This is a genomic window from Ruegeria sp. BHSC223 (genome assembly GCF_059613025.1).
Window position 1 is genome coordinate 139,876 of the sequence record NZ_JBXWRR010000006.1, and the last position, 18,410, is coordinate 158,285.

Genomic DNA, 18,410 nt, shown 5'->3' on the forward strand with positions numbered 1-18,410 from the left:
GGCGGCGTTTTCCATTGAATGGGGCGCTGGTCAGGCGACGTCGAATTCAAGCGGTTTGATCTGGTTGAAGAGGCCCGTTTCGGCAAGCTTCGCTCGCGCCTCGGCCGGGACCGGCTCATCCACATAGAGCAGCGCGATTGCCTCACCCCCGGCTGCGGCGCGGCCAAGCGTGAAGTTCGCGATGTTGACGCCATTCTCGCCCATGGTCTGGCCCAGCGTACCGATGATGCCCGGCACGTCGTCATTTGTGGTATAGAGCATATGCGCGCCGATTTCGGCATCGACATTGATGCCCTTGATCTGGATGAAACGCGGCTTGCCATCGCTGAACACGGTACCCGCGACCGAGCGTTCACGCTTGGCCGTCACCACGGTCACCTTGATATACCCGTCAAAAGCGCCCGACTTGTCCTGATTGGTGGTCGAGATCTGGATGCCGCGCTCTTTGGCGACAACAGGGGCCGAGACCATGTTCACCTCGGGGTTCGACTTCTTCATGATGCCGGCCACGGTGGCGCAATTCAGCGCCGCCAGGTTCATGGTCGAGGCGGTCCCGTCATAGAGGATGTTGATGGCCTTGATCGGCTCGTCGGTCATCTGGCCGACGAAGCTGCCCAGATGGCCGGCCAGCTTGATCCAGGGGCCCATCACCTTGGCCTCTTCGGCGGTGACCGACGGCATGTTGAGCGCATTTTCCACCGCGCCGGTCAGCAGATAGTTCGACATCTGCTCGGCCACTTGCAGGGCGACGTTTTCCTGTGCCTCGGTGGTGGCGGCGCCCAGATGCGGGGTGCAGACCACGTTGGGCAGGCCGAACAGCGGGTTTTCCTTGGCCGGTTCGACGCTGAACACGTCAAAGGCGGCGCCTGCCACATGGCCCGATTGCAGCATCTCGGCCAGCGCTTCCTCGTCCACCAGGCTGCCACGGGCGCAGTTGATGATACGGACACCCTTCTTGGTCTTGGCCAGGTTTTCGCGGCCCAGAATGTTGCGGGTCTGATCGGTCAGCGGCACATGCAGGGTGATGAAATCGGCGCGTTTCAGCAGCTCGTCCAGTTCGACCTTTTCAACGCCCATCTTGTTGGCCTTCTCCTCGCCCAGGAAGGGGTCATAGGCGATGACCTTCATCTTGAGGCCGCGCGCGCGGTCACAGACGATGCCGCCGATATTGCCGGCACCGATCACGCCCAGGGTCTTGTTCGTCAGTTCGACGCCCATGAACTTGGACTTTTCCCACTTGCCCGCATGGGTCGAGGCGCTGGCCTCGGGGATCTGGCGGGCCACGGCGAACATCATGGCAATGGCGTGTTCAGCGGTGGTGATCATGTTGCCAAAGGGCGTGTTCATGACGATCACGCCCTTTTTCGAGGCGGCGTCCTTGTCCACGTTGTCGGTGCCGATGCCGGCGCGGCCGATCACCTTGAGGTTGGTGGCGTTTTCCAGGATCTTCTCGGTCACCTTGGTGGCCGAGCGGATGGCAAGGCCGTCATACTGGCCGATGACCTCGGCCAGCTTGTCCTTGTCCTTGCCCAGGTCGGGTTGGAAATCGACGTCAATGCCGCGATCCTTGAAGATCTGGACGGCGGCGTCGGAGAGCTTGTCGGAAATGAGTACTTTGGGGGCCATGTCTGCTGGTCCTTTGCAGGGGAATACAATGCTCTGCCCACCCTTGGGGACCCTCTTGACGAGGACACCTGCAAGGGTGGGGGCGATTATGCGGCTTGCGCTTGCGCGACGATTTCGACCTCGAAGGCCCAGGCGAGCCAGGGCAACACCGCCGCCACATCCGAGGTTTCGACCGTGCCACCGCACCAGATGCGCAAGCCTGCGGGCGCGTCGCGATAGGCGCCGATATCCAGCGCCACACCTTCGGCCTCCAGCCGTTTGGCAACCGCCTTGGCAAACGCTGCGCCATCCTGAATGCGGGCATCTGTGAATTTCAGGCAGACGCTGGTATTGGATCGCGTGGCTGCATCCTCGGCCAGGTTGGCGATCCAGTCATGTGCCTCGCAGAAATCGAAGATTGCCTGCGCATTGGCATCGGCCCGCGCGATCAGACCTTTCAGGCCACCCACCGACCGCGCCCAGTCGAGCGCCAGCAGATAATCCTCGACCGCCAGCATCGAGGGCGTGTTGATCGTTTCGCCCTTGAAGATGCCTTCGATCAGCTTGCCGCCCTTGGTCATGCGGAAAATCTTGGGCAGCGGCCATGCGGGAGTGTAGCTTTCCAGCCGTTCCACCGCACGCTGGCTCAGCACGATCATGCCATGCGCGGCCTCGCCACCCAGAACCTTTTGCCAGCTGAACGTGGTCACATCCAGCTTGTCCCAGGGCAGGTCCATGGCAAAGGCGGCGCTGGTGGCGTCGCAGATGGTCAGGCCCTGACGGTCGGCAGCGATCCAATCGCCATTCGGGACACGCACGCCCGAGGTGGTGCCGTTCCAGGTGAACACGACGTCGTTGTCGAAATCCACCGAGGCGAGATCGACGATCTGGCCATAGTCGGCGGTTTTGACCTCGGCATCCAGTTTCAGCTGCTTCACCACATCGGTGACCCAGCCGGCGCCAAAGCTTTCCCAGGCCAGCATCTCGACCTTGCGGGCGCCCAAGAGCGACCAGAGTGCCATCTCGACGGCGCCCGTGTCCGAGGCGGGAACGATGCCGATGCGATAGTCGGCGGGGATGCCCAGAATCTCGCGGGTGCCTTCGATGGCAGCCTTCAGCTTGTCCTTGCCGATGGCGGCACGATGCGAGCGACCCAGCGCGGCACCGGCGAGTTTGGAAACATCAAAAACGGGGGGTTTGGCACAGGGGCCAGAAGAGAACCGCGGATTGGCCGGCCGCGTTGCCGGTTGGTCGATAGTCATTGGTGTTACCCTTACAGATATACGCCCCTCGTTGGGGAGGGGTGTCCCACCCCAACAGCTAGTCCGCCGCACTGCGGCACGCAAGCGAAATAGATGTCGAAAATCGCCGCTTTGGCATTTGATTGCGACCCTTTCGACTACGATCGGAAACTTGCGTTTCGTCTTGAGGAAATCGCGGGCTAGGGTACGGCGCCTGGATGTGACATTCAGGGCGGGGTGAGATATTCAATTCTTTACAGAGGGTTAATGGGTGCGAGCGCGTCGGGTAAGGGACGGGCTGTGGCGCGGGGCGTTAGCTTGGGTGGGGCTGGCAGAGATTTCGCACCTGCGCTATGGCGGTTCCGACCCAAAGGAGATGCCCCATGTATGTCGCCACGCTGTTGACCAACCCCTCCATTGCCCGTCTCGACCCGGCGCTGGTCGATGCGCTGCGCAACGCCTGGGGCGGTGGCGATGTGGTCTGGCTGAGCCCCGATGAAGCAGCCGAATTCACGCTTTCAGCCCTTCCCGACAATCGCTGGCAGGTCTGGGACGATCTGCAGGCGTTGGGCGTAGATCTGGTGGTGCAGCCTGCCGAGGGTCGCAGAAAGCGGATGCTGCTGGCGGATATGGACAGCACCATGATCCAGCAGGAATGCATCGACGAACTGGCCGACGAGGCCGGTGTTGGCGAGCGGGTCAAGGAGATCACCGCCCGCGCGATGAACGGCGAACTGGATTTCGAGGGCGCGCTGCTCGAGCGTGTGGGCCTGTTGCGCGGGCTGGACGAGGCGGTGATCGGCCATGTGCTCGACACCCGTATCACCCTGATGCCGGGCGGGCGGGCACTGGTGGCGACGATGCGTGCCAATGGTGGTTATGCGGCGCTGGTCTCGGGCGGGTTCACCGCCTTTACCGCGCAGGTGGCGGCGCAACTGGGCTTTGACGAGAATCGCGCCAATACGCTGTTGGCTGCTGATGGCAAGCTGACCGGCGATGTGGGGCGCCCGATCCTGGGCCGTCAGGCCAAGGTCGACGCGCTGGAGCAGATCACGGCACGTTTGGGCCTGTCCGAACAGGATGTGATCGCGGTGGGCGACGGCGCCAATGATCTGGGCATGCTGGGCCGTGCTGGCACCGGCGTTGCCCTGCACGCCAAACCTTCGGTCGCGGCTCAATGCGAGGTACGCATCAACCACGGCGACCTGACCGCGCTGCTTTTTGTTCAGGGCTATGCGCGGGCGGATTTCGTGACGGGCTGATCTTCCGCTTGCATTATTAACCTAATAGTTAAATAATGCGACCATGACCCAGCTTCTGGCCGCCTTCTCGGCTTTGTCCGACCCGACCCGTTTCGCCATCGTCGAACAGCTGATGGCCGAGGGCGAATTGCCCGCCGGTGATCTGGTCGAGGGTAAGGGCATGTCGGGCGCTGCCATCTCGCGCCATCTGAAGTTGCTGCGCGAGGCCGGGCTGGTTCGCCAGCGTATCAATGGCACCCAGCGGCTATACTCGGTGGCGCCCGAGGGGCTGCGCGCGATTGCCGACTGGACGATCTCGAAACGCACCTTCTGGGAGGGCAGCCTGGACAGGCTGGCCGCCGCAATTGAAAGCGACAAGACATGGCCGACCTGAGACTGGAACGCGAATTCGCCGTCACGCCCGAGGCCCTGTTCGCCTGGGTCAGTGATGGCGCGAAACTGCTGCAATGGTGGGGGCCCGAGGGCCTGCATGTGCCCGCCGATCAGCATGACCTCGATTTCACCCGGCTGGGGCCGTGGTTCTCGGTCATGGTGAATGGCGCGGGCGACCGCTACAAGGTTTCGGGCCATGTTACCCATGTGAAACCGCCGCAATCCGTGGGCTTCACCTGGGGCTGGCATGACGATGACGACCGGCGCGGGACGGAAAGCCATGTGATGTTTATCGTCGAACCCTGCGCCAAGGGTGCGCGATTGATCCTGGACCACCGCGAACTGGGCGATGACGACATGAGCCTGCGTCACGAGGCGGGCTGGACTTCGTCGTTGCGCAAGCTTGCGGCGGAACTCGCCTGATCCTGATGTTTTTCAACCAAAGGAAAGGAACGCGACATGCCTGATTTCATCTTTGCCTATCATGGCGGCAAGACGCCCGAAACGCCCGAGGAAGGCGCCGAGGTCATGGCCGCATGGCAGGCCTGGTTCGGCGCCATGGGTGATGCGGTCGTGATCCCGGGCAACCCGGTTGGCCAGTCCAAGACGGTCAGCGCCGCAGGCGTGGCCGACAATGGTGGCGCCAATCCGCTCTCGGGCTATACCGTGGTGCGCGCCGCCGATATCGGTGCCGCGACCGACATGGCCAGGGGTTGCCCGATGGTGGTGTCGGGCAACGGCACCGTCGAGGTGGCCGAGATCATCGAGATGTGATCGGCGTCAGAACCGCAGCTCGGCCGTTGCGCGGATGCTGCCGCAGTCGATGCCGCGCCGGTTCAGGATCGGCGCACCCAGCCGCTTGCGGGTGGCCGGGTGCGCGGGGTCCAGCACGCCAAGGCCGACCAGTATGGCCGCAATTGCGCATTCGCTGGCCCTTGTGGCGCCGTCGGTGATCTTCAACGCCACGCCCAGACGCTGCTCGGGCAGGATGGCGACAAACACCGCCTCGGCCCCGGTCTTGATCGCCACGCGCCCACCCATGGCACGCATCAGCTCGGTACAGGCGCGGCCTTCGCCTGCGACCAGTTCGGGGTGTTTCATCATGGCTTCGGTCAGCTGAGCGGCCGCCTGGCTTTGCCGGTCAGAGCGGTCGCGGGCCGAGGCGAACCAAGCCATGGCGCGCGCCAGTCCCGTCAGGCTGGTGGCAAAGTTGGGGGCGGAACAGCCGTCGATCCCATAGCCCGGGCTGGCTTCGCCTGTGACCTCTTCAAAAGCGGCCAAGGCGGCCTGCTGCACCGGGTGGTCGATCTCGTGGTACTCGGGTCCGGCCTCCAGATGGCGCCCCAGCGTCAGAAAGCCCGCATGTTTGCCGGAGCAATTGTTATGCACCTGACAGGGGCTCTCATAGGCGCGGATCAGCCGCTCATGCTCGGGCCGGTCATCGGGATCCTGCGGGCCACAGCGCAGGTCGCCGTCGCCCAACCCCAGCTGTCCAAGCCAATCATTCACCCGATGGGTATGGATCGCCGCCCCGTTATGCGAGGCGCAGGCCAGCGCCATCTGCTCGGTGCCCAGCCCGTATTTGGCCGCCGCTCCCGAGGACAGCAGCGGCAGCGCCTGGATCATCTTCGAGGACGAGCGCGGATACATCACCAGCCCTGGATCGCCCCAGCTGCGCACCACCTGGCCGCTGCTGTCGCAAACCACCGCATGCCCCATATGTACGCTTTCAAGCAGCGCACCGCGCCAGAGTTCGGCCATCGGTACCGGTCGCGTCATCCTGTCCCCCAATAGAAATCTGCGCGAATTCTCGCCAATCGCCCTTTCGTCCGTGGCGAAATCTGCGTTAATGTGTCTATGTCGGCAATCGACAGGATGCGCAAGCCAGACGGATCGGCAAAACTCCGCGAATGCATCCTGTGATGGAATTGAGGTAGAGGTCAGCTGGAGGGCTGAACAGATGGGATCGAAACTTGTCCGCGCGATTGCGGGCCTGTGTCTGGCCACAACGGCCGCCACCACCAGCGTATCGGCGCAGCAAAGCGAAAGCACAAACCGGGTCGCGTCCAAGACCGATTGGAGCGTCTTCGTCGAGGACAACCCGACCGAATGCTGGAGCGTTTCGGCGCCGAAGGAAACCGTGAACACCCGCGGTGGCAGCGTCGTTTCGGTGCGCCGCAGCGATATCCTGCTGATGGTGTTCTTCCGGCCCAAGGCCGGGGTCAAAGGGCAGGTCACCTTTACGGGCGGTTATCCTTTCGCGCCCGGCTCGACGGTCAATCTCAACGTGGGCGGCACCGAGTTCGAGCTGATCACCGAGGGCGAATGGGCCTGGCCGGCAACCGCCGCCGACGACGCCAAGATCGTGGCGGTGTTGAAGCGCGGCACCGACGCGGTGCTGACTGCCCGTTCGGCGCGCGGCACCCAGACCAAGGATACCTTCTCGCTGCTGGGCTTTACAGCAGCTGTCGAAGATGCCGAGAAACGCTGCGGCGGGTAAGTGGCCCGCCGTCGGTTGGTGTACGAGGATGTGATATGCGACGGGTTCAATTCGCGTTTGTGCTTGCGCTGACACCGCTGGCGTCCGCCGCCGATCCTGCGCTCGAATGCAGCGATGCGGGCAGCCAGGTCGAGATCGGCGCCTGCGTTTCCGAAATGAGAGATCGTGTCGAGGGTGCGCTGGCCGTCGCGCTCGACATTGCCCGCGGTTCGGCGGGTGAACTCGACGAGGTCACAGGGCGCAAGGTGGCACTTCCCGCGCTCGACGCCGCGCAATCGGCTTGGGCCGTCTATCGTGACGCCCATTGCGATGCGGTCGGTGCCAGCTTTGGCGGCGGATCGGGTACCGGCATCGCGATCACCTCCTGTCATATCGAACTGGGCCGTGCCCGGACCCGCGACCTGATGGCGATGGCGCGGTAACTCAACTCTTCATTTCGCCAAAAATACTCCGGGGGGAGCGGCTCTGCCGCGATGGGGGCAGCGCCCCCTGCCGCACCATCCCAAACGACCGGCGGCAAAGAGGGTGCGAAATCTTTTGATCTTCGCGCGCTTTCCTATATAGAGGCGCATCCATCGCCTCAGACCCCATCAGCCGCCGAGTGCATTCATGTCCGTCAAAGCACCGATCACCCAGGATGTCGTGACCATCCCCCGCAAGCTGCCCGAAGGCAGGATCAACCTGGTCGGGTTGACCCGTGACCGGATGCGCGAGGTGTTGATCGAACACGGCACCCCCGAGAATCAGGCCAAGATGCGGGTGGGCCAGATCTGGCAGTGGATCTATCAATGGGGCGTGCGCGATTTCGACGCGATGACCAACCTCGCCAAGGCCTATCGCGCGCAACTGGCCGAGCATTTCACCATCGAGATCCCCGAAGTCGTGACCCGGCAGGTGTCCGAGGACGGCACCCGCAAATACCTGGTCCGCATTGCCGGCGGGCATGAGGTCGAGGTGGTCTATATCCCCGAAGAGGATCGTGGCACGCTCTGCATCTCGTCGCAGGTGGGTTGCACGCTGACCTGCTCGTTCTGCCATACCGGCACCCAGAAACTGGTGCGCAACCTGACCGCTGCCGAGATCGTGGGCCAGGTGATGATGGCGCGCGACGACCTGGGCGAATGGCCGGTGCCGGGCGCTCCAAAGGACGAAACCCGCCTGCTCAGCAACATCGTGCTGATGGGCATGGGCGAGCCGCTCTACAATTTCGACAACGTGCGCGATGCGATGAAGATTGCGATGGACCCCGAAGGTATCCAGCTGTCGCGCCGCCGGATCACGCTGTCGACCAGCGGCGTGGTGCCCGAAATCGCGCGTACGGCCGAAGAAATCGGCTGTCTGCTGGCGATCTCGTTCCATGCCACCACCGACGAGACCCGCGATGTGCTGGTGCCGATCAACAAGCGTTGGAACATCGAGGAACTGCTCTCTGCGCTGGCCGCCTATCCCAAAGCCTCGAATTCCGAGCGGATCACGTTCGAATACGTGATGCTGGACGGCGTGAATGACAGCGACGCGGATGCCTATCGCCTGCTCGACCATATCAAGCGGCACAAGATCCCGGCCAAGATCAACCTGATCCCGTTCAACGAATGGCCCGGCGCACCCTACAAGCGGTCGTCAAACAACCGCATTCGGGCATTTGCCAACATCATCTATCAGGCGGGCTATGCCGCGCCGATCCGCAAGACGCGCGGTGACGATATCATGGCCGCCTGCGGCCAGCTCAAATCGGCCACCGAGCGCGCGCGCAAGTCGAAAAAGCAGATCGAGGCCGAGACGGGGCTTTGATTCCCGTGGTGATTTCACGCGGGTGATAGGCTAGGCTCGGGTGAATAGCTTCAAGAGGTTCGCCATGTCTCGACGCCTGCTTTCGATCGCCGCGCTTCTGGCCGGCAATGCCATTGGACTGCTACTTGCCGCGCTGCTGCTCGACGGATTCTCCATCGCGCCGCTGTCGCTGATTGTCGTGGTCATCGTCTTCAGTCTGATCCAGGCCCTGGCCGAACCGCTAATCCGCCGCCTGAGCGCGCGCAACCTGCCCGCGCTTCAGGGCGGGATCTCGCTGGTGGTCATCTTCGTCGGTCTTCTGGTCACCGAACTGGTAACCTCGGGCCTGATCGTGGGCGGGATCTCGAACCTGCTGGCCGCGACCCTGCTTGTCTGGCTCGGTGCGCTCATCGCCGGCATCCTGCTGCCGATCTATGTGTTCAAGAGCCTGCGGGAGCCGAAAGCCTGATTTCAGAGCGTATCGAGCACATCGCGCAGGGCCTGCCATAGCTCCTCGACCGGCTCGCAGCCGACTGACAGGCGCACGAATCCCGGTGCCACCGCGTCGCCCCAGCGCGCGCGCCGCTCGGCCGAACTGTGCACGCCGCCAAACGAGGTCGCCGGACGCAAAAGCGGGCAGTCGTTGATGAAGCGTTCCGCCTTCTCCTCGCTGCCCAGATCCAGCGAGAGCAGGAAGCCGAACCGCTGCATCTGCGCCCGCGCCAGGTTATGCGCCGGATCACCCTGCAGACCGGGATAACGAAGGGCGCTCACCGCCCGATGTTCGGCCAGTCGCGGCGCCAGGGCTTCGGCGTTTCGGCACATGCGGTCGAACCTCACCTCCAGCGTCTCCAGCCCGCGATGCAGCAGCCAGGCCTCGTGCGGGCCCGGAATCGCGCCCGAGATGCGGCGCCAATCCTCCACTGCCTGAACCAGCCCGGCATCGCGGCTGGCCACATGCCCCAGCAGCAGGTCGGAATGGCCGCCCATCGCCTTGGTGTCCGAGGCGACCACGATGTCGATGCCCAGATCCAGTGGCCGCTGTCCCAGCGGTGTCATCGTGGTATTGTCACAGATGGTGATGCCACCGGCTGCCCGCACCGCGCCCGCGACGGCGGCAAGGTCGATCAGGTCCAGCCCCGGATTGGACGGCGTCTCCAGAAACACCACGTCAATGCCGCTAAACCCGCCCTCGGCAAAGCCGGTGGTGGGCCGCTCCTCGACACTCACACCCAAAGGCCGCAGGTAACGGTCGGCCAGCAGCCGGGTGACATAATAGCCATCCGCGGGGATCAAAAGGCGCTGTCCGGCCTTGAGCGTGGCAAACAGCGCGGCCGAAATCGCGCCCATGCCCGAGGGAAACACCCGGCAGGGCGCCCCCTCAAGATGCTCGAGCGCATGTTCAAGCGCCACCCAGGTGGGATTGTCTGCCCGGCCATAGCTGTTGCTGCCATCGGGCGCGCCCGGCAGGTGATACATCGAGCTTTGCACCAGCGGCAGCGCCACCGGATCGCCCTTGTCGATCCCGTTGCCGCGCAGATGCAGAAAGGCACCCATCCGAGGTGTCCCGTGATCGCCATGTTCCATTGTCGCCCTCCCGCGTGCCTGTCAATCCGCGATCTAGCACCCGGTTGCGCGACGGCAAAGCAAAGAGATGGCCACACCTTCATTTCGCCGGAAATACTCCGGGGGAGTCACCGCAGGTGACGGGGGCAGCGCCCCCTTTTCCGTATCCACAAAAGGCCTGCGCCCTGAATTTTCCTTATTCGCGATGAATTTCCGCCCCGATCAACAGTCAGTTTCGAAATCAGCAACAAAGCCATGGAGGACAGGAAATGGCACAGGCAGATATCGGTGGCGCAATGATCGAGGCGGGGGTTCTGGACCTGCTGTACCGCGAACGCGCCAAGGCGCTCAGCGCGCGGGAATGGAAGTTCCGGCTGATGGGTTATGGCTATGCCATCAAGGACGTGCAGGGTGCCCAAGTGGTAACCCGGTTGCCGCAGGGCGTCGAACTGGGCGTGTTGCCTGCTGAATTCGCCTGAACCGACCCGACCGCCTCAGCGCCCCGGGATCGCATCGCGGGGTGGCGCGGGCTCCCAGTTGTCGATTATTTCTACCGCCTCCTGAGCGGTGTCGACAAAGCGGAACAGGTCCAGATCCTCGGCCGAGATGGTGCCGGCATCCGCCAGCGCCCGCCAGTTGATCACCCGTTCCCAGAAATCGCGCCCGAACAGCAGGAACGGCACCCGCTCCATGCGCCCGGTCTGGATCAGGGTCAGCGATTCAAACAGTTCGTCCAGCGTGCCGAATCCGCCCGGGAAGATGGTGATCGCCCGTGCGCGCATCAGGAAATGCATCTTGCGGACTGCAAAATAGTGAAAGTTGAAGCTGAGCTCGGGCGTCACGAACAGGTTTGGCGCCTGTTCATGCGGCAACACGATATTCAGCCCGATCGAGCAGCCGCCCGCGTCCTTGGCGCCGCGATTGCCGGCCTCCATCACGCCGGGGCCGCCGCCGGTGACGATCACCAGCTCCTTGCAGCCTGACTCCTTCGACTTCTCGGTGATCAGCCGGGCAAACTCGCGCGCCTCGTCGTAATACTCCGACAGCTCCGCCAGGGTCTGGGTGCGCGCGGTGTGCTTTTTCGCCGGTTCCGGGATCCGTGCCCCACCGAACATCACCACGGTCGAGGTGATGCCGCGCTCGGCCATCATCATCTCGGGCTTGAGCAATTCAAGTTGCAACCGCACCGGGCGCAGCTCGTCCCGGCACAGGAAATCCTCGTCGGCAAAGGCCAGTTTATAGGCGGGCGAGCGCGTCTGCGGCGTATCGGGCACATGGCTGGCCGTCGAGCGGTCGGTATGGGCGTCACGAAACGGGCTCTGACGATCGTCTCTCATCTGCGGGCTTCCCTGCTTGCGTCTTTGCCCCACAGCTATAGGGTTCGCGGGGCAAGCGCCAGAGGCGGGTGGTGAAGAGGGTATGAGAATGGATTGGAAAGCAGAGATCACAGCGGCGGCGGCACGAATTGACGGGCATGTGCAAGTGACCCCGGTGATGCAGACGCGCGGATTTGGCCTGTCATATCCGCTCAGCCTGAAGCTGGAACAGATGCAGCATACCGGCAGTTTCAAGGCGCGCGGGGCCTTCAATACCCTGCTGTCCAGTGATGTGCCCGCTGCCGGAGTGGTGGCCGCCTCGGGTGGCAATCATGGTGCTGCGGTGGCCTATGCCGCCCGCGCGCTGGGCCAGCAGGCCAAGATTTTCGTGCCGGAAATGGCAGGCCCGGCCAAGATCGCGCTGATCCGGGATACCGGCGCCGATCTTGAGGTGGTGCCGGGCGAGTATGCAAATGCGCTGGCCCTTGCGCAGGCGCATGAAGCTGCGACCGGCGCGATGCAGATCCATGCCTATGACGCGCCCGCGACCGTGGCGGGGCAGGGCACCTGTTTCGCCGAATGGGACGCGCAGGCGCTAGAGGCCGATACGGTGGTGATCGCGGTCGGCGGTGGTGGGCTGGTGGCTGGTGCACTGGCCTGGTGGCAGGGCGCACGCAAGGTGGTTGCGGTCGAGCCGGAAACCTCCTGCGCACTGAATGCGGCGCTCGCTGCCGGCGGGCCGGTCGATGTCGAGGTCTCGGGCATCGCTGCCAATGCGCTGGGGGCGCGGCGGATCGGCGAAATCTGTTTCGGTCTGGCGCAACGCGGGGCACAGTCGGTTCTGGTTCCGGACGCGGCGATTGCAGCGGCCCAGCGCGCGCTCTGGGCCGAGCGGCGGGTTCTGGTCGAGCCGGCAGGCGCAACCGCGCTGGCGGCGCTGATGTGTGGCGCCTATCGGCCCGAACCAGACGAGCGGGTGGCGGTGCTGGTCTGCGGCGGCAATATCGCCCCGGATCCCTTTGCCGGGTGACGATTGCAGCTTGGGCTGGTTGTACCCGGGATCTTTATTAAAATTCCTGACAGCAACCATCGCCGTCACGTTCTAAGCGCGGCTCAGCCAGCGGACGATAAGCGGCGCCCGGCCAGCGGACGAGAAGCTGCGTCAGGACCATATCGTGCGTGCCTTTGATACCAGCCACCTGCCGGTGCGCGAGGGGCTGCTGAGGCTCGAGGCGCCTGGGCTGGCGCTGTGCTTTCTAGCCGGGGCCAATTCGGTGTTCTATGGCGACGTGTTGCTGACCGCGCCCAATGCCGGAACCGACGCCGATGCCGAGATGTTCGCCGCGCTGGGGGCGCTGGAAGACGCATAAGGCCGCAATCGGGTCGGGGCGCGTCGCATTGCGCCTTGGTCCGCGCTTGCGTATAGGCGAAACCAACGTGACGCATTCATCAGGGAGCAAGACCTCATGTCCAACCAAGAGCTGGAAGTCGCCATCGAGGCCGCGTGGGACGCGCGCGACAGCATCACACCCGCCACCACAGGCGCCACCTGCGAGGCGATCGAGGACACGCTGGCCGCGCTGGACAGCGGCGCGCTGCGGGTGGCCGAGAAACAGGCCGATGGCAGCTGGCACGTGAACCAATGGGCCAAGAAAGCGGTGCTGCTGGGCTTCCGCATCAAGGATATGGAAATCCAGTCGGGCGGCCCGCAGGGCGGCGGCTGGTGGGACAAGGTCGACAGCAAGTTTGCAGGCTGGGGCGAGAACCAGTGGAAGGCCGCCGGGTTCCGTGCCGTGCCCAACTGCGTGGTGCGCAAGTCGGCCTATATCGCACCGGGCGTGGTGCTGATGCCCTCGTTTGTCAACCTCGGCGCCTATGTGGACAGCGGCACCATGGTCGACACCTGGGCCACGGTGGGCAGCTGTGCCCAGATCGGAAAGAACGTGCACCTGTCGGGCGGCGTCGGCATTGGCGGCGTGCTGGAGCCGATGCAGGCCGGTCCCACCATCATCGAGGACAATTGCTTCATCGGCGCCCGCTCCGAGGTGGTCGAGGGCGTGATCGTGCGCGAAGGCTCTGTGCTGGGCATGGGCGTCTATATCGGCCAGTCCACCAAGATCGTCGACCGCGAGACTGGCGAGGTCATGTATGGCGAGGTGCCGCCATATTCGGTGGTGGTCTCGGGTTCGATGCCGTCGACCGGCGGTGTCAGCCTCTATTGCGCGGTGATCGTCAAGCGGGTGGATGAACGGACCCGGTCGAAAACCGGCATCAACGAGTTGCTGCGGGATTGACCTGCCGGCAAGTCGCATCAGGTTGGGCCGTGGCGCAAAGGTGCCGCGGCCTTTTTGTTTCCCTTCAGGCCCGCATCAGCGCGCGCACTTCATAGCTGCGTAAGGCCGGGCGCACGGCGGGCCCGTAGCCGTAATCTGGCGCGGACAAATCGGGCATCAATCGCAGGATTTCGCTGCGTGTGGCGGTATCGAAGGCCCCGATGGACATGTCGCCGGGATGATAGCTTTCGCTTTCCAGCCCGTTGGCCCAGATCACTTCATGCCGGTCGAACAGGAGATGCACATAGGTCACCGGCAACCCGTCCGTGCACCGTTTGATATCTCGTCCGTTCACCAGGTCCTTGGCCTTGACCAGAACCTCGCGAGACCCGAACAGCAGCTCGGAGCGCGACATTTCCAGCATCACGCGGTGGTTGGGTGAGACGGCGACCGGGCCATGCCGCCCCAACGCATTGCGCTGGATCAGAACCGGTGCGTCGATCCCCTTGGACAGGCGGGTCGTGCGACCGATCCAGCGCAATGGCTGGGGACCGTTGTCGCGGGTCATCACAAGATCGCCGATCTCAAGCGTCTCGACCGGAACACGGCCATTCGGCACCCGGATCGGGGTGCCCGCGACGAAACAGGGTGTGGTCTTGACCGTGACGAAACCGGTATCTGTGTTCCCGGCTGAATCGGTCACCTCGTAGGAAAAGGAATTGCTGCTTTCCTCGGACCCATCGGAATCGATGGTGAATGTCCCGTCGGGGTTCAGCAGGACCGTCTCTCCCGTCGGCAGGGTCACGGTATCCCCCGCCGATACCGGCTGCCCGTTGATCTTGGTAATGGTCAGCGTGCCGCCCGCTGAAGAGCTGTCGTTGGCCAGAACGTCCACGGTTTCCGCATTGCCACCAGTGATTTCGACACTGTCATCCTCGGCGATCAGGGCGGTCTGGATCGAGTCGCCGGCAATCAGCAGGTTCGAATCATAGGCGCCGTCGCCGCTGTCCGCGATGGCGATCTTGATCGTGTTGACCTCGCCGGGATTGACCGGCGCCTTGAGCGTCAGGGTCACGGTGAACCCGTCCATCTCGGTATTGGCGATCTCGCCCGAAGCCGGATTGTCGACATAGAGATTCGAGTTCGACTGATCGTTGATACTGTCGATCGTGATATCACCGTCGCCGACCGTCAGTTCGGCCTGCACGCCGTTCACCCAGATGCCGACCGCGTCGTTGAAACCGGAGCCTACATATTCGAGATACTCTTCGGACGAGAACACCACCTGCATGGTCAGGGTTGACCCTTCGGGGATGAAGCCGGCCTCGAACACGGACGCGTCATAGGTCTGGGCGCCTGCCATCTCGGTCAGTTGCGTGTCACCGGCAAGGCCGTGATTGGTGCTGGTACCCGCCGACACATTTGCGTCGCCCGAACTGTTGGTGATCGAGGTCGCGTTGCCGGTGGACAGGATCACCCCGCTGTCTGACGGTGTGATGTCGGGGGCGACGGTATCTCCGTTCGAATAAATACCTGAAGCCGACGTGGCGCCCGAATAGCTGGCTGTTACCACCTCTATCCCCGAGCCGAACATGGCATCCGCCATGTCCAGGGCAGATGCCGAAGTATCGATGGGAAGTTCACTGGCTGTGGGCATGTCGGGCGGACCTTGCTGATTGTCATATCCCCGGCCTATCCCGTTGACCCTTTCCGTGTTCTTACCAACCGTTGGCGCGATGTCTGGTATTCTTGGCAAAATGTCCGCATCTGTCGGGCGTTGACCTGTCGATTGGCGCAGGCTAAGGCGGCAGCATGGAAAAGCCCGCCAAACAGTCCCGCCAGCAAGTCTATACCCTTGTCGTCCAGATCGGGCGCAAGTCCGGTGACGGCCTGCCCGACGGGGCAACCGGCGCGGCGTTGATGTGTTATGCCAGCGGCGTCGACGAGGCCGAGGCGGTACGCGAAACGGTGGCGATTCTGAAACAGGCTGACACCGCGCCGCTGGATGTCACCGGATACGGCACGCTCGAAGAGCGCGAGGCGCAGGGTCACGAGATCGATACGGAAGAGCGCGCGCTGATGCAGCGGGCGCTGGACGAAAACGCCGTGATCGTGGCCCAGATGACACCGTTTTTCGACGACGACGAGGCGGCGGGCTGAGGCGGATCAGTTCCGGCGACCGAACCACTTGCGGTAAAGTTGGTCATACGTGCCGTCCTCGCGCAGGGCGAGCAGTGCCTGGTTGACGTCTTCAACCCGGCTTGATCCGGTTGGAAATGCGATCCCGTAGTTCTCGCGCAGAAACACCGAACCGGTGGTGACAGCCTTTCCCTTGCCCTGATGCGAAGCGTAATAGGACAGGATCGGCGCGTCGAACACCACCGCGTCGAGTGCGCCTTGTTCAAAGGCAGTCAGCATCTCGTCAAGGTTCGAGAAAGCGGCAAACCCGATGTCACGACGATTGAGAAAGCCGGCGGCGGTGGAGCCTTCTATGGTGCCGACCTCTTGCCCGTAGAGGTCGTTGACCGAATTTACCGAGCCGCTGATCGCCTCGACGGTCATGACCGAGGTGATGCGCGCGGTGAAGACCGAAACCACGAAAAGCGAGGAGATCACCAGCACAACGCCGAACAGCCGGCCAAAGGCGGTGCGCGGCACCCGTTCCTCGAACCCGCCATTGACGACGAGGTTCAGCGCCCACCAGAAAGAGGGAAACCAGGCTTCGTGCAGCTTGCGATCGAAATAGGGCTGCGCGCGCCGCTCGAAATACCACATCAACATGCCGCCGGTCAGCAGGATGAAGAAGGCGGCGCCGATGGCCATGAACAGGTCTCGGGACAGCAGCGCCCTCAGAAGCGATGAACCGGCATTGCTCTCGGACGGCACCAGAATCTGGAGCCCGGATTCAAAGATCGGCTGGCTGAAATCCATCTCGGTCTCGCGCGCGGCGGTGATCGAGATATTGGCGATTGCCATATCCGCTTCTCCGTCGATAACGGCGGTCAGCATGTCCGAGAACCTGTCCTTGCGGTCCAGCGTGTAGGTCCAGCCAAGCTTGTCGGCCAACGCCGAGAGCAGATCGATCGAAAATCCGGTCTCTGTCCCATCCTTGACAAAAGAGAAGGGAGGACGCGTGACCGTGGCGACGTTCAGCGACTGCGCCAACAGCACTTGCGGCCACAATCCCAGGGCCAGGCAGACAGAGATGAGGAGCTTGTGCATCGGCAAAGTGTTTTCCGGTTTTTTGCCCCATACCCCAGCCGGGGCGTTCAAACAAGGCGACCCCGGGGTCAGCTTTGCTCATGGCAAGGGGAAAAGCCGGGCTTGCTTCCCGTCGGGCGTTCTAACTGTCGAGACCACCCGCGCCCGTCATGCGCACGGGCCGGACCCTGAGCATCATCGGGTTCGGATCAGGCGACGCGTGCCTCGGCCAGGATGCGGGCGTCGAACGCGCGCAGGACATGATGGCTCGGGCGGCCATGATCGGGCAGGCGGCTGCGCTCGATCCCGGCGAGCACGCTGGCGGCCAGATGAAGCGGCTTGCGGTGCAGACGGCCGATGAACAGGCTTTCGGCCAGCGCCCCGGCGGTGACCATTGCCTCGTTGGTGGGCAGCAGCAGTTGCGCATAGGTCGCCGTCAGCCCCGCGCGCGCGGGCAGAACCGAGTGCCCGCCGGTCAGATGGCGGGCGGGGACCAGCACCGATTCTCGGCCAAACAGGTATTCCACCTCGGTTCCCGAGAGTAAAAGGCGCTGCGCGGGCGCGGCCTGGATGTCCTGTCTCAGACCGAAATAGGGCCGGCGGATCGTCAGGGGCCGGGTGCTGCCGAAGGCTGGCATCGTGCGGCTGACCCGATGCAGGACCGGAACCGCCTCGCCGCTGGCGACGACCACCGTGTCGCCGCGCCGGATCTGCGACAGGGGCCGGTAGCCTTCTGGTGTGGCGATCGGCGTTTCCGGGTGCAGCGAGGGCATCGGGCCCACGGGTTCTATTTCGCTCGACAGCGCGAAATAGACCAGTTCGGGGGCGGTGAAACGGTGCGGGCCGTCCCGAAACAGCATCCGCAGATCACCGATGCGCAGCGGGCTGGGGGCCTCGACCTCGATCAGATGCGCATATTCGCGTTCGTCATGTTCCAGGGCCAGCCAGCCGGCACGGGCCGGCGCATCCCAGGCATAGCTGAGCCGCAAGGTGTCGATGCGCCCGGTATCGGCCACGTTCAGAACCTGATGCAGGACCGAGCCGCCCTGATTGACGATCAGTATCAGCCCGCCGCCCGGAATCGCCTGCAACGACAGGTGGAAGGGCCAGTCGCCGCCGCGGTCGAACTGCAACAGGATGCGGGGACGCTGGGCGTTGGGAAGCCGGGTTTCAAACACAAGGGTGCCGCGAACCATGAGGTCGTCTTCATGGGTGCCGACCAGGCAAGGCGCATTTGTCGAGGCGCCAAGCCCCTCAGGGCGGAAATGTTCGTTCTCGGGGGCGGAAACGGCGATCCATCCCAT

The 18,410-nt window shown here is 63.6% G+C and carries 21 protein-coding genes; 13 read left to right on the plus strand and 8 right to left on the minus strand.

Annotation, left to right across the window (positions count from 1 at the left end; genetic code table 11):
* Positions 1–30 precede the first annotated feature (30 nt).
* Both serA and AC2FNY_RS12050 read right to left on the minus strand, forming a co-directional pair.
* Complete coding sequence (gene serA / locus AC2FNY_RS12045) at positions 31–1,626, minus strand: phosphoglycerate dehydrogenase (protein ID WP_496802594.1); 1,596 nt, start codon at positions 1,624–1,626, stop codon at positions 31–33.
* 86 nt (positions 1,627–1,712) lie between these two features.
* Entirely contained in the window at positions 1,713–2,867 is a 1,155-nt protein-coding gene (locus AC2FNY_RS12050; protein ID WP_496802595.1) for a phosphoserine transaminase, read from the minus strand.
* Positions 2,868–3,229: 362 nt separating this feature from the next.
* On the opposite strand from AC2FNY_RS12050, the gene serB reads away from it, so the two are divergent.
* From serB to AC2FNY_RS12070, 4 genes are read left to right on the plus strand one after another with little or no spacing between them, the layout of a single operon-like run.
* Positions 3,230–4,108, plus strand: a complete 879-nt coding sequence (serB, locus tag AC2FNY_RS12055) for a phosphoserine phosphatase SerB (RefSeq protein ID WP_496802596.1) — start codon at positions 3,230–3,232, stop codon at positions 4,106–4,108.
* Positions 4,109–4,151: 43 nt separating this feature from the next.
* On the plus strand, positions 4,152–4,481 hold the full coding sequence (locus tag AC2FNY_RS12060) for an ArsR/SmtB family transcription factor (RefSeq protein ID WP_234144356.1): 330 nt from the start codon (positions 4,152–4,154) through the stop codon (positions 4,479–4,481).
* Positions 4,469–4,903 carry an SRPBCC family protein gene (locus tag AC2FNY_RS12065; protein ID WP_496802597.1) on the plus strand — a complete coding sequence of 145 codons (435 nt, stop codon included), beginning with the start codon at positions 4,469–4,471 and terminating at the stop codon, positions 4,901–4,903. The genes AC2FNY_RS12060 and AC2FNY_RS12065 overlap by 13 nt, the downstream gene beginning before the upstream one ends.
* A gap of 36 nt (positions 4,904–4,939) precedes the next feature.
* The gene (locus AC2FNY_RS12070) at positions 4,940–5,254 is read left to right on the plus strand and encodes a YciI family protein (RefSeq protein WP_496802598.1); all 315 of its coding nucleotides are present in this window, start codon (positions 4,940–4,942) and stop codon (positions 5,252–5,254) included.
* Between the two features lie 6 nt (positions 5,255–5,260).
* Here the strand turns inward: AC2FNY_RS12070 and AC2FNY_RS12075 are convergent, their stop codons facing one another.
* Positions 5,261–6,259: an asparaginase gene (locus AC2FNY_RS12075; RefSeq protein ID WP_234167505.1), complete on the minus strand. Its 999-nt coding sequence runs from the start codon at positions 6,257–6,259 to the stop codon at positions 5,261–5,263.
* A 181-nt stretch (positions 6,260–6,440) separates the two neighbouring features.
* On the opposite strand from AC2FNY_RS12075, the gene AC2FNY_RS12080 reads away from it, so the two are divergent.
* From AC2FNY_RS12080 to AC2FNY_RS12095, 4 genes are all read left to right on the plus strand, one after another.
* The gene (locus AC2FNY_RS12080) at positions 6,441–6,980 is read left to right on the plus strand and encodes an invasion associated locus B family protein (RefSeq protein WP_234138593.1); all 540 of its coding nucleotides are present in this window, start codon (positions 6,441–6,443) and stop codon (positions 6,978–6,980) included.
* A gap of 35 nt (positions 6,981–7,015) precedes the next feature.
* Positions 7,016–7,402, plus strand: a complete 387-nt coding sequence (locus tag AC2FNY_RS12085; RefSeq protein ID WP_234138595.1) for a lysozyme inhibitor LprI family protein — start codon at positions 7,016–7,018, stop codon at positions 7,400–7,402.
* A gap of 187 nt (positions 7,403–7,589) precedes the next feature.
* Positions 7,590–8,771 carry a dual-specificity RNA methyltransferase RlmN gene (gene rlmN, locus AC2FNY_RS12090; protein WP_496802599.1) on the plus strand — a complete coding sequence of 394 codons (1,182 nt, stop codon included), beginning with the start codon at positions 7,590–7,592 and terminating at the stop codon, positions 8,769–8,771.
* 64 nt (positions 8,772–8,835) lie between these two features.
* Positions 8,836–9,219 carry a phage holin family protein gene (locus tag AC2FNY_RS12095; RefSeq protein ID WP_234138599.1) on the plus strand — a complete coding sequence of 128 codons (384 nt, stop codon included), beginning with the start codon at positions 8,836–8,838 and terminating at the stop codon, positions 9,217–9,219.
* A gap of 2 nt (positions 9,220–9,221) precedes the next feature.
* Here the strand turns inward: AC2FNY_RS12095 and AC2FNY_RS12100 are convergent, their stop codons facing one another.
* On the minus strand, positions 9,222–10,337 hold the full coding sequence (locus tag AC2FNY_RS12100) for a cystathionine gamma-lyase (protein ID WP_496802600.1): 1,116 nt from the start codon (positions 10,335–10,337) through the stop codon (positions 9,222–9,224).
* 248 nt (positions 10,338–10,585) lie between these two features.
* Here AC2FNY_RS12100 and AC2FNY_RS12105 point away from each other — a divergent pair, with 248 nt between their 5' ends.
* Positions 10,586–10,795 (plus strand): hypothetical protein, encoded by a 210-nt coding sequence (locus AC2FNY_RS12105; protein ID WP_234138605.1) that lies wholly within the window; start codon positions 10,586–10,588, stop codon positions 10,793–10,795.
* Between the two features lie 15 nt (positions 10,796–10,810).
* On the opposite strand, the gene AC2FNY_RS12110 is transcribed toward AC2FNY_RS12105, so the two are convergent.
* Positions 10,811–11,653 (minus strand): LOG family protein, encoded by an 843-nt coding sequence (locus tag AC2FNY_RS12110; RefSeq protein WP_234138607.1) that lies wholly within the window; start codon positions 11,651–11,653, stop codon positions 10,811–10,813.
* Positions 11,654–11,741: 88 nt separating this feature from the next.
* Here AC2FNY_RS12110 and AC2FNY_RS12115 point away from each other — a divergent pair, with 88 nt between their 5' ends.
* From AC2FNY_RS12115 to dapD, 3 genes are all read left to right on the plus strand, one after another.
* Complete coding sequence (locus tag AC2FNY_RS12115) at positions 11,742–12,662, plus strand: threonine/serine dehydratase (RefSeq protein WP_234138615.1); 921 nt, start codon at positions 11,742–11,744, stop codon at positions 12,660–12,662.
* A gap of 145 nt (positions 12,663–12,807) precedes the next feature.
* Positions 12,808–13,002: a hypothetical protein gene (locus tag AC2FNY_RS12120; RefSeq protein ID WP_496802601.1), complete on the plus strand. Its 195-nt coding sequence runs from the start codon at positions 12,808–12,810 to the stop codon at positions 13,000–13,002.
* A 96-nt stretch (positions 13,003–13,098) separates the two neighbouring features.
* On the plus strand, positions 13,099–13,926 hold the full coding sequence (dapD, locus tag AC2FNY_RS12125) for a 2,3,4,5-tetrahydropyridine-2,6-dicarboxylate N-succinyltransferase (protein WP_496802602.1): 828 nt from the start codon (positions 13,099–13,101) through the stop codon (positions 13,924–13,926).
* 64 nt (positions 13,927–13,990) lie between these two features.
* On the opposite strand, the gene AC2FNY_RS12130 is transcribed toward dapD, so the two are convergent.
* On the minus strand, positions 13,991–15,562 hold the full coding sequence (locus AC2FNY_RS12130; protein ID WP_496802603.1) for a choice-of-anchor L domain-containing protein: 1,572 nt from the start codon (positions 15,560–15,562) through the stop codon (positions 13,991–13,993).
* A gap of 155 nt (positions 15,563–15,717) precedes the next feature.
* Here AC2FNY_RS12130 and AC2FNY_RS12135 point away from each other — a divergent pair, with 155 nt between their 5' ends.
* On the plus strand, positions 15,718–16,065 hold the full coding sequence (locus AC2FNY_RS12135; protein WP_234138622.1) for a DUF8846 family protein: 348 nt from the start codon (positions 15,718–15,720) through the stop codon (positions 16,063–16,065).
* Between the two features lie 6 nt (positions 16,066–16,071).
* Here the strand turns inward: AC2FNY_RS12135 and AC2FNY_RS12140 are convergent, their stop codons facing one another.
* Both AC2FNY_RS12140 and AC2FNY_RS12145 read right to left on the minus strand, forming a co-directional pair.
* Positions 16,072–17,127, minus strand: a complete 1,056-nt coding sequence (locus AC2FNY_RS12140) for a transporter substrate-binding domain-containing protein (RefSeq protein WP_234176741.1) — start codon at positions 17,125–17,127, stop codon at positions 16,072–16,074.
* Between the two features lie 188 nt (positions 17,128–17,315).
* The gene (locus AC2FNY_RS12145) at positions 17,316–18,410 is read right to left on the minus strand and encodes a Hint domain-containing protein (protein WP_496802604.1); all 1,095 of its coding nucleotides are present in this window, start codon (positions 18,408–18,410) and stop codon (positions 17,316–17,318) included.

What these genes read in the sequence shown, in the direction of transcription:
- serA (WP_496802594.1), bottom strand. Translation starts at nt 1,626, where the DNA reads ATGGCCCCCAAAGTACTCATTTCCGACAAGCTCTCCGACGCCGCCGTC.
- AC2FNY_RS12050 (WP_496802595.1), bottom strand. Translation starts at nt 2,867, where the DNA reads ATGACTATCGACCAACCGGCAACGCGGCCGGCCAATCCGCGGTTCTCT.
- serB (WP_496802596.1), top strand. Translation starts at nt 3,230, where the DNA reads ATGTATGTCGCCACGCTGTTGACCAACCCCTCCATTGCCCGTCTCGAC.
- AC2FNY_RS12060 (WP_234144356.1), top strand. Translation starts at nt 4,152, where the DNA reads ATGACCCAGCTTCTGGCCGCCTTCTCGGCTTTGTCCGACCCGACCCGT.
- AC2FNY_RS12065 (WP_496802597.1), top strand. Translation starts at nt 4,469, where the DNA reads ATGGCCGACCTGAGACTGGAACGCGAATTCGCCGTCACGCCCGAGGCC.
- AC2FNY_RS12070 (WP_496802598.1), top strand. Translation starts at nt 4,940, where the DNA reads ATGCCTGATTTCATCTTTGCCTATCATGGCGGCAAGACGCCCGAAACG.
- AC2FNY_RS12075 (WP_234167505.1), bottom strand. Translation starts at nt 6,259, where the DNA reads ATGACGCGACCGGTACCGATGGCCGAACTCTGGCGCGGTGCGCTGCTT.
- AC2FNY_RS12080 (WP_234138593.1), top strand. Translation starts at nt 6,441, where the DNA reads ATGGGATCGAAACTTGTCCGCGCGATTGCGGGCCTGTGTCTGGCCACA.
- AC2FNY_RS12085 (WP_234138595.1), top strand. Translation starts at nt 7,016, where the DNA reads ATGCGACGGGTTCAATTCGCGTTTGTGCTTGCGCTGACACCGCTGGCG.
- rlmN (WP_496802599.1), top strand. Translation starts at nt 7,590, where the DNA reads ATGTCCGTCAAAGCACCGATCACCCAGGATGTCGTGACCATCCCCCGC.
- AC2FNY_RS12095 (WP_234138599.1), top strand. Translation starts at nt 8,836, where the DNA reads ATGTCTCGACGCCTGCTTTCGATCGCCGCGCTTCTGGCCGGCAATGCC.
- AC2FNY_RS12100 (WP_496802600.1), bottom strand. Translation starts at nt 10,337, where the DNA reads ATGGAACATGGCGATCACGGGACACCTCGGATGGGTGCCTTTCTGCAT.
- AC2FNY_RS12105 (WP_234138605.1), top strand. Translation starts at nt 10,586, where the DNA reads ATGGCACAGGCAGATATCGGTGGCGCAATGATCGAGGCGGGGGTTCTG.
- AC2FNY_RS12110 (WP_234138607.1), bottom strand. Translation starts at nt 11,653, where the DNA reads ATGAGAGACGATCGTCAGAGCCCGTTTCGTGACGCCCATACCGACCGC.
- AC2FNY_RS12115 (WP_234138615.1), top strand. Translation starts at nt 11,742, where the DNA reads ATGGATTGGAAAGCAGAGATCACAGCGGCGGCGGCACGAATTGACGGG.
- dapD (WP_496802602.1), top strand. Translation starts at nt 13,099, where the DNA reads ATGTCCAACCAAGAGCTGGAAGTCGCCATCGAGGCCGCGTGGGACGCG.
- AC2FNY_RS12130 (WP_496802603.1), bottom strand. Translation starts at nt 15,562, where the DNA reads ATGCCCACAGCCAGTGAACTTCCCATCGATACTTCGGCATCTGCCCTG.
- AC2FNY_RS12135 (WP_234138622.1), top strand. Translation starts at nt 15,718, where the DNA reads ATGGAAAAGCCCGCCAAACAGTCCCGCCAGCAAGTCTATACCCTTGTC.
- AC2FNY_RS12140 (WP_234176741.1), bottom strand. Translation starts at nt 17,127, where the DNA reads ATGCACAAGCTCCTCATCTCTGTCTGCCTGGCCCTGGGATTGTGGCCG.
- AC2FNY_RS12145 (WP_496802604.1), bottom strand. Translation starts at nt 18,410, where the DNA reads ATGGGATGGATCGCCGTTTCCGCCCCCGAGAACGAACATTTCCGCCCT.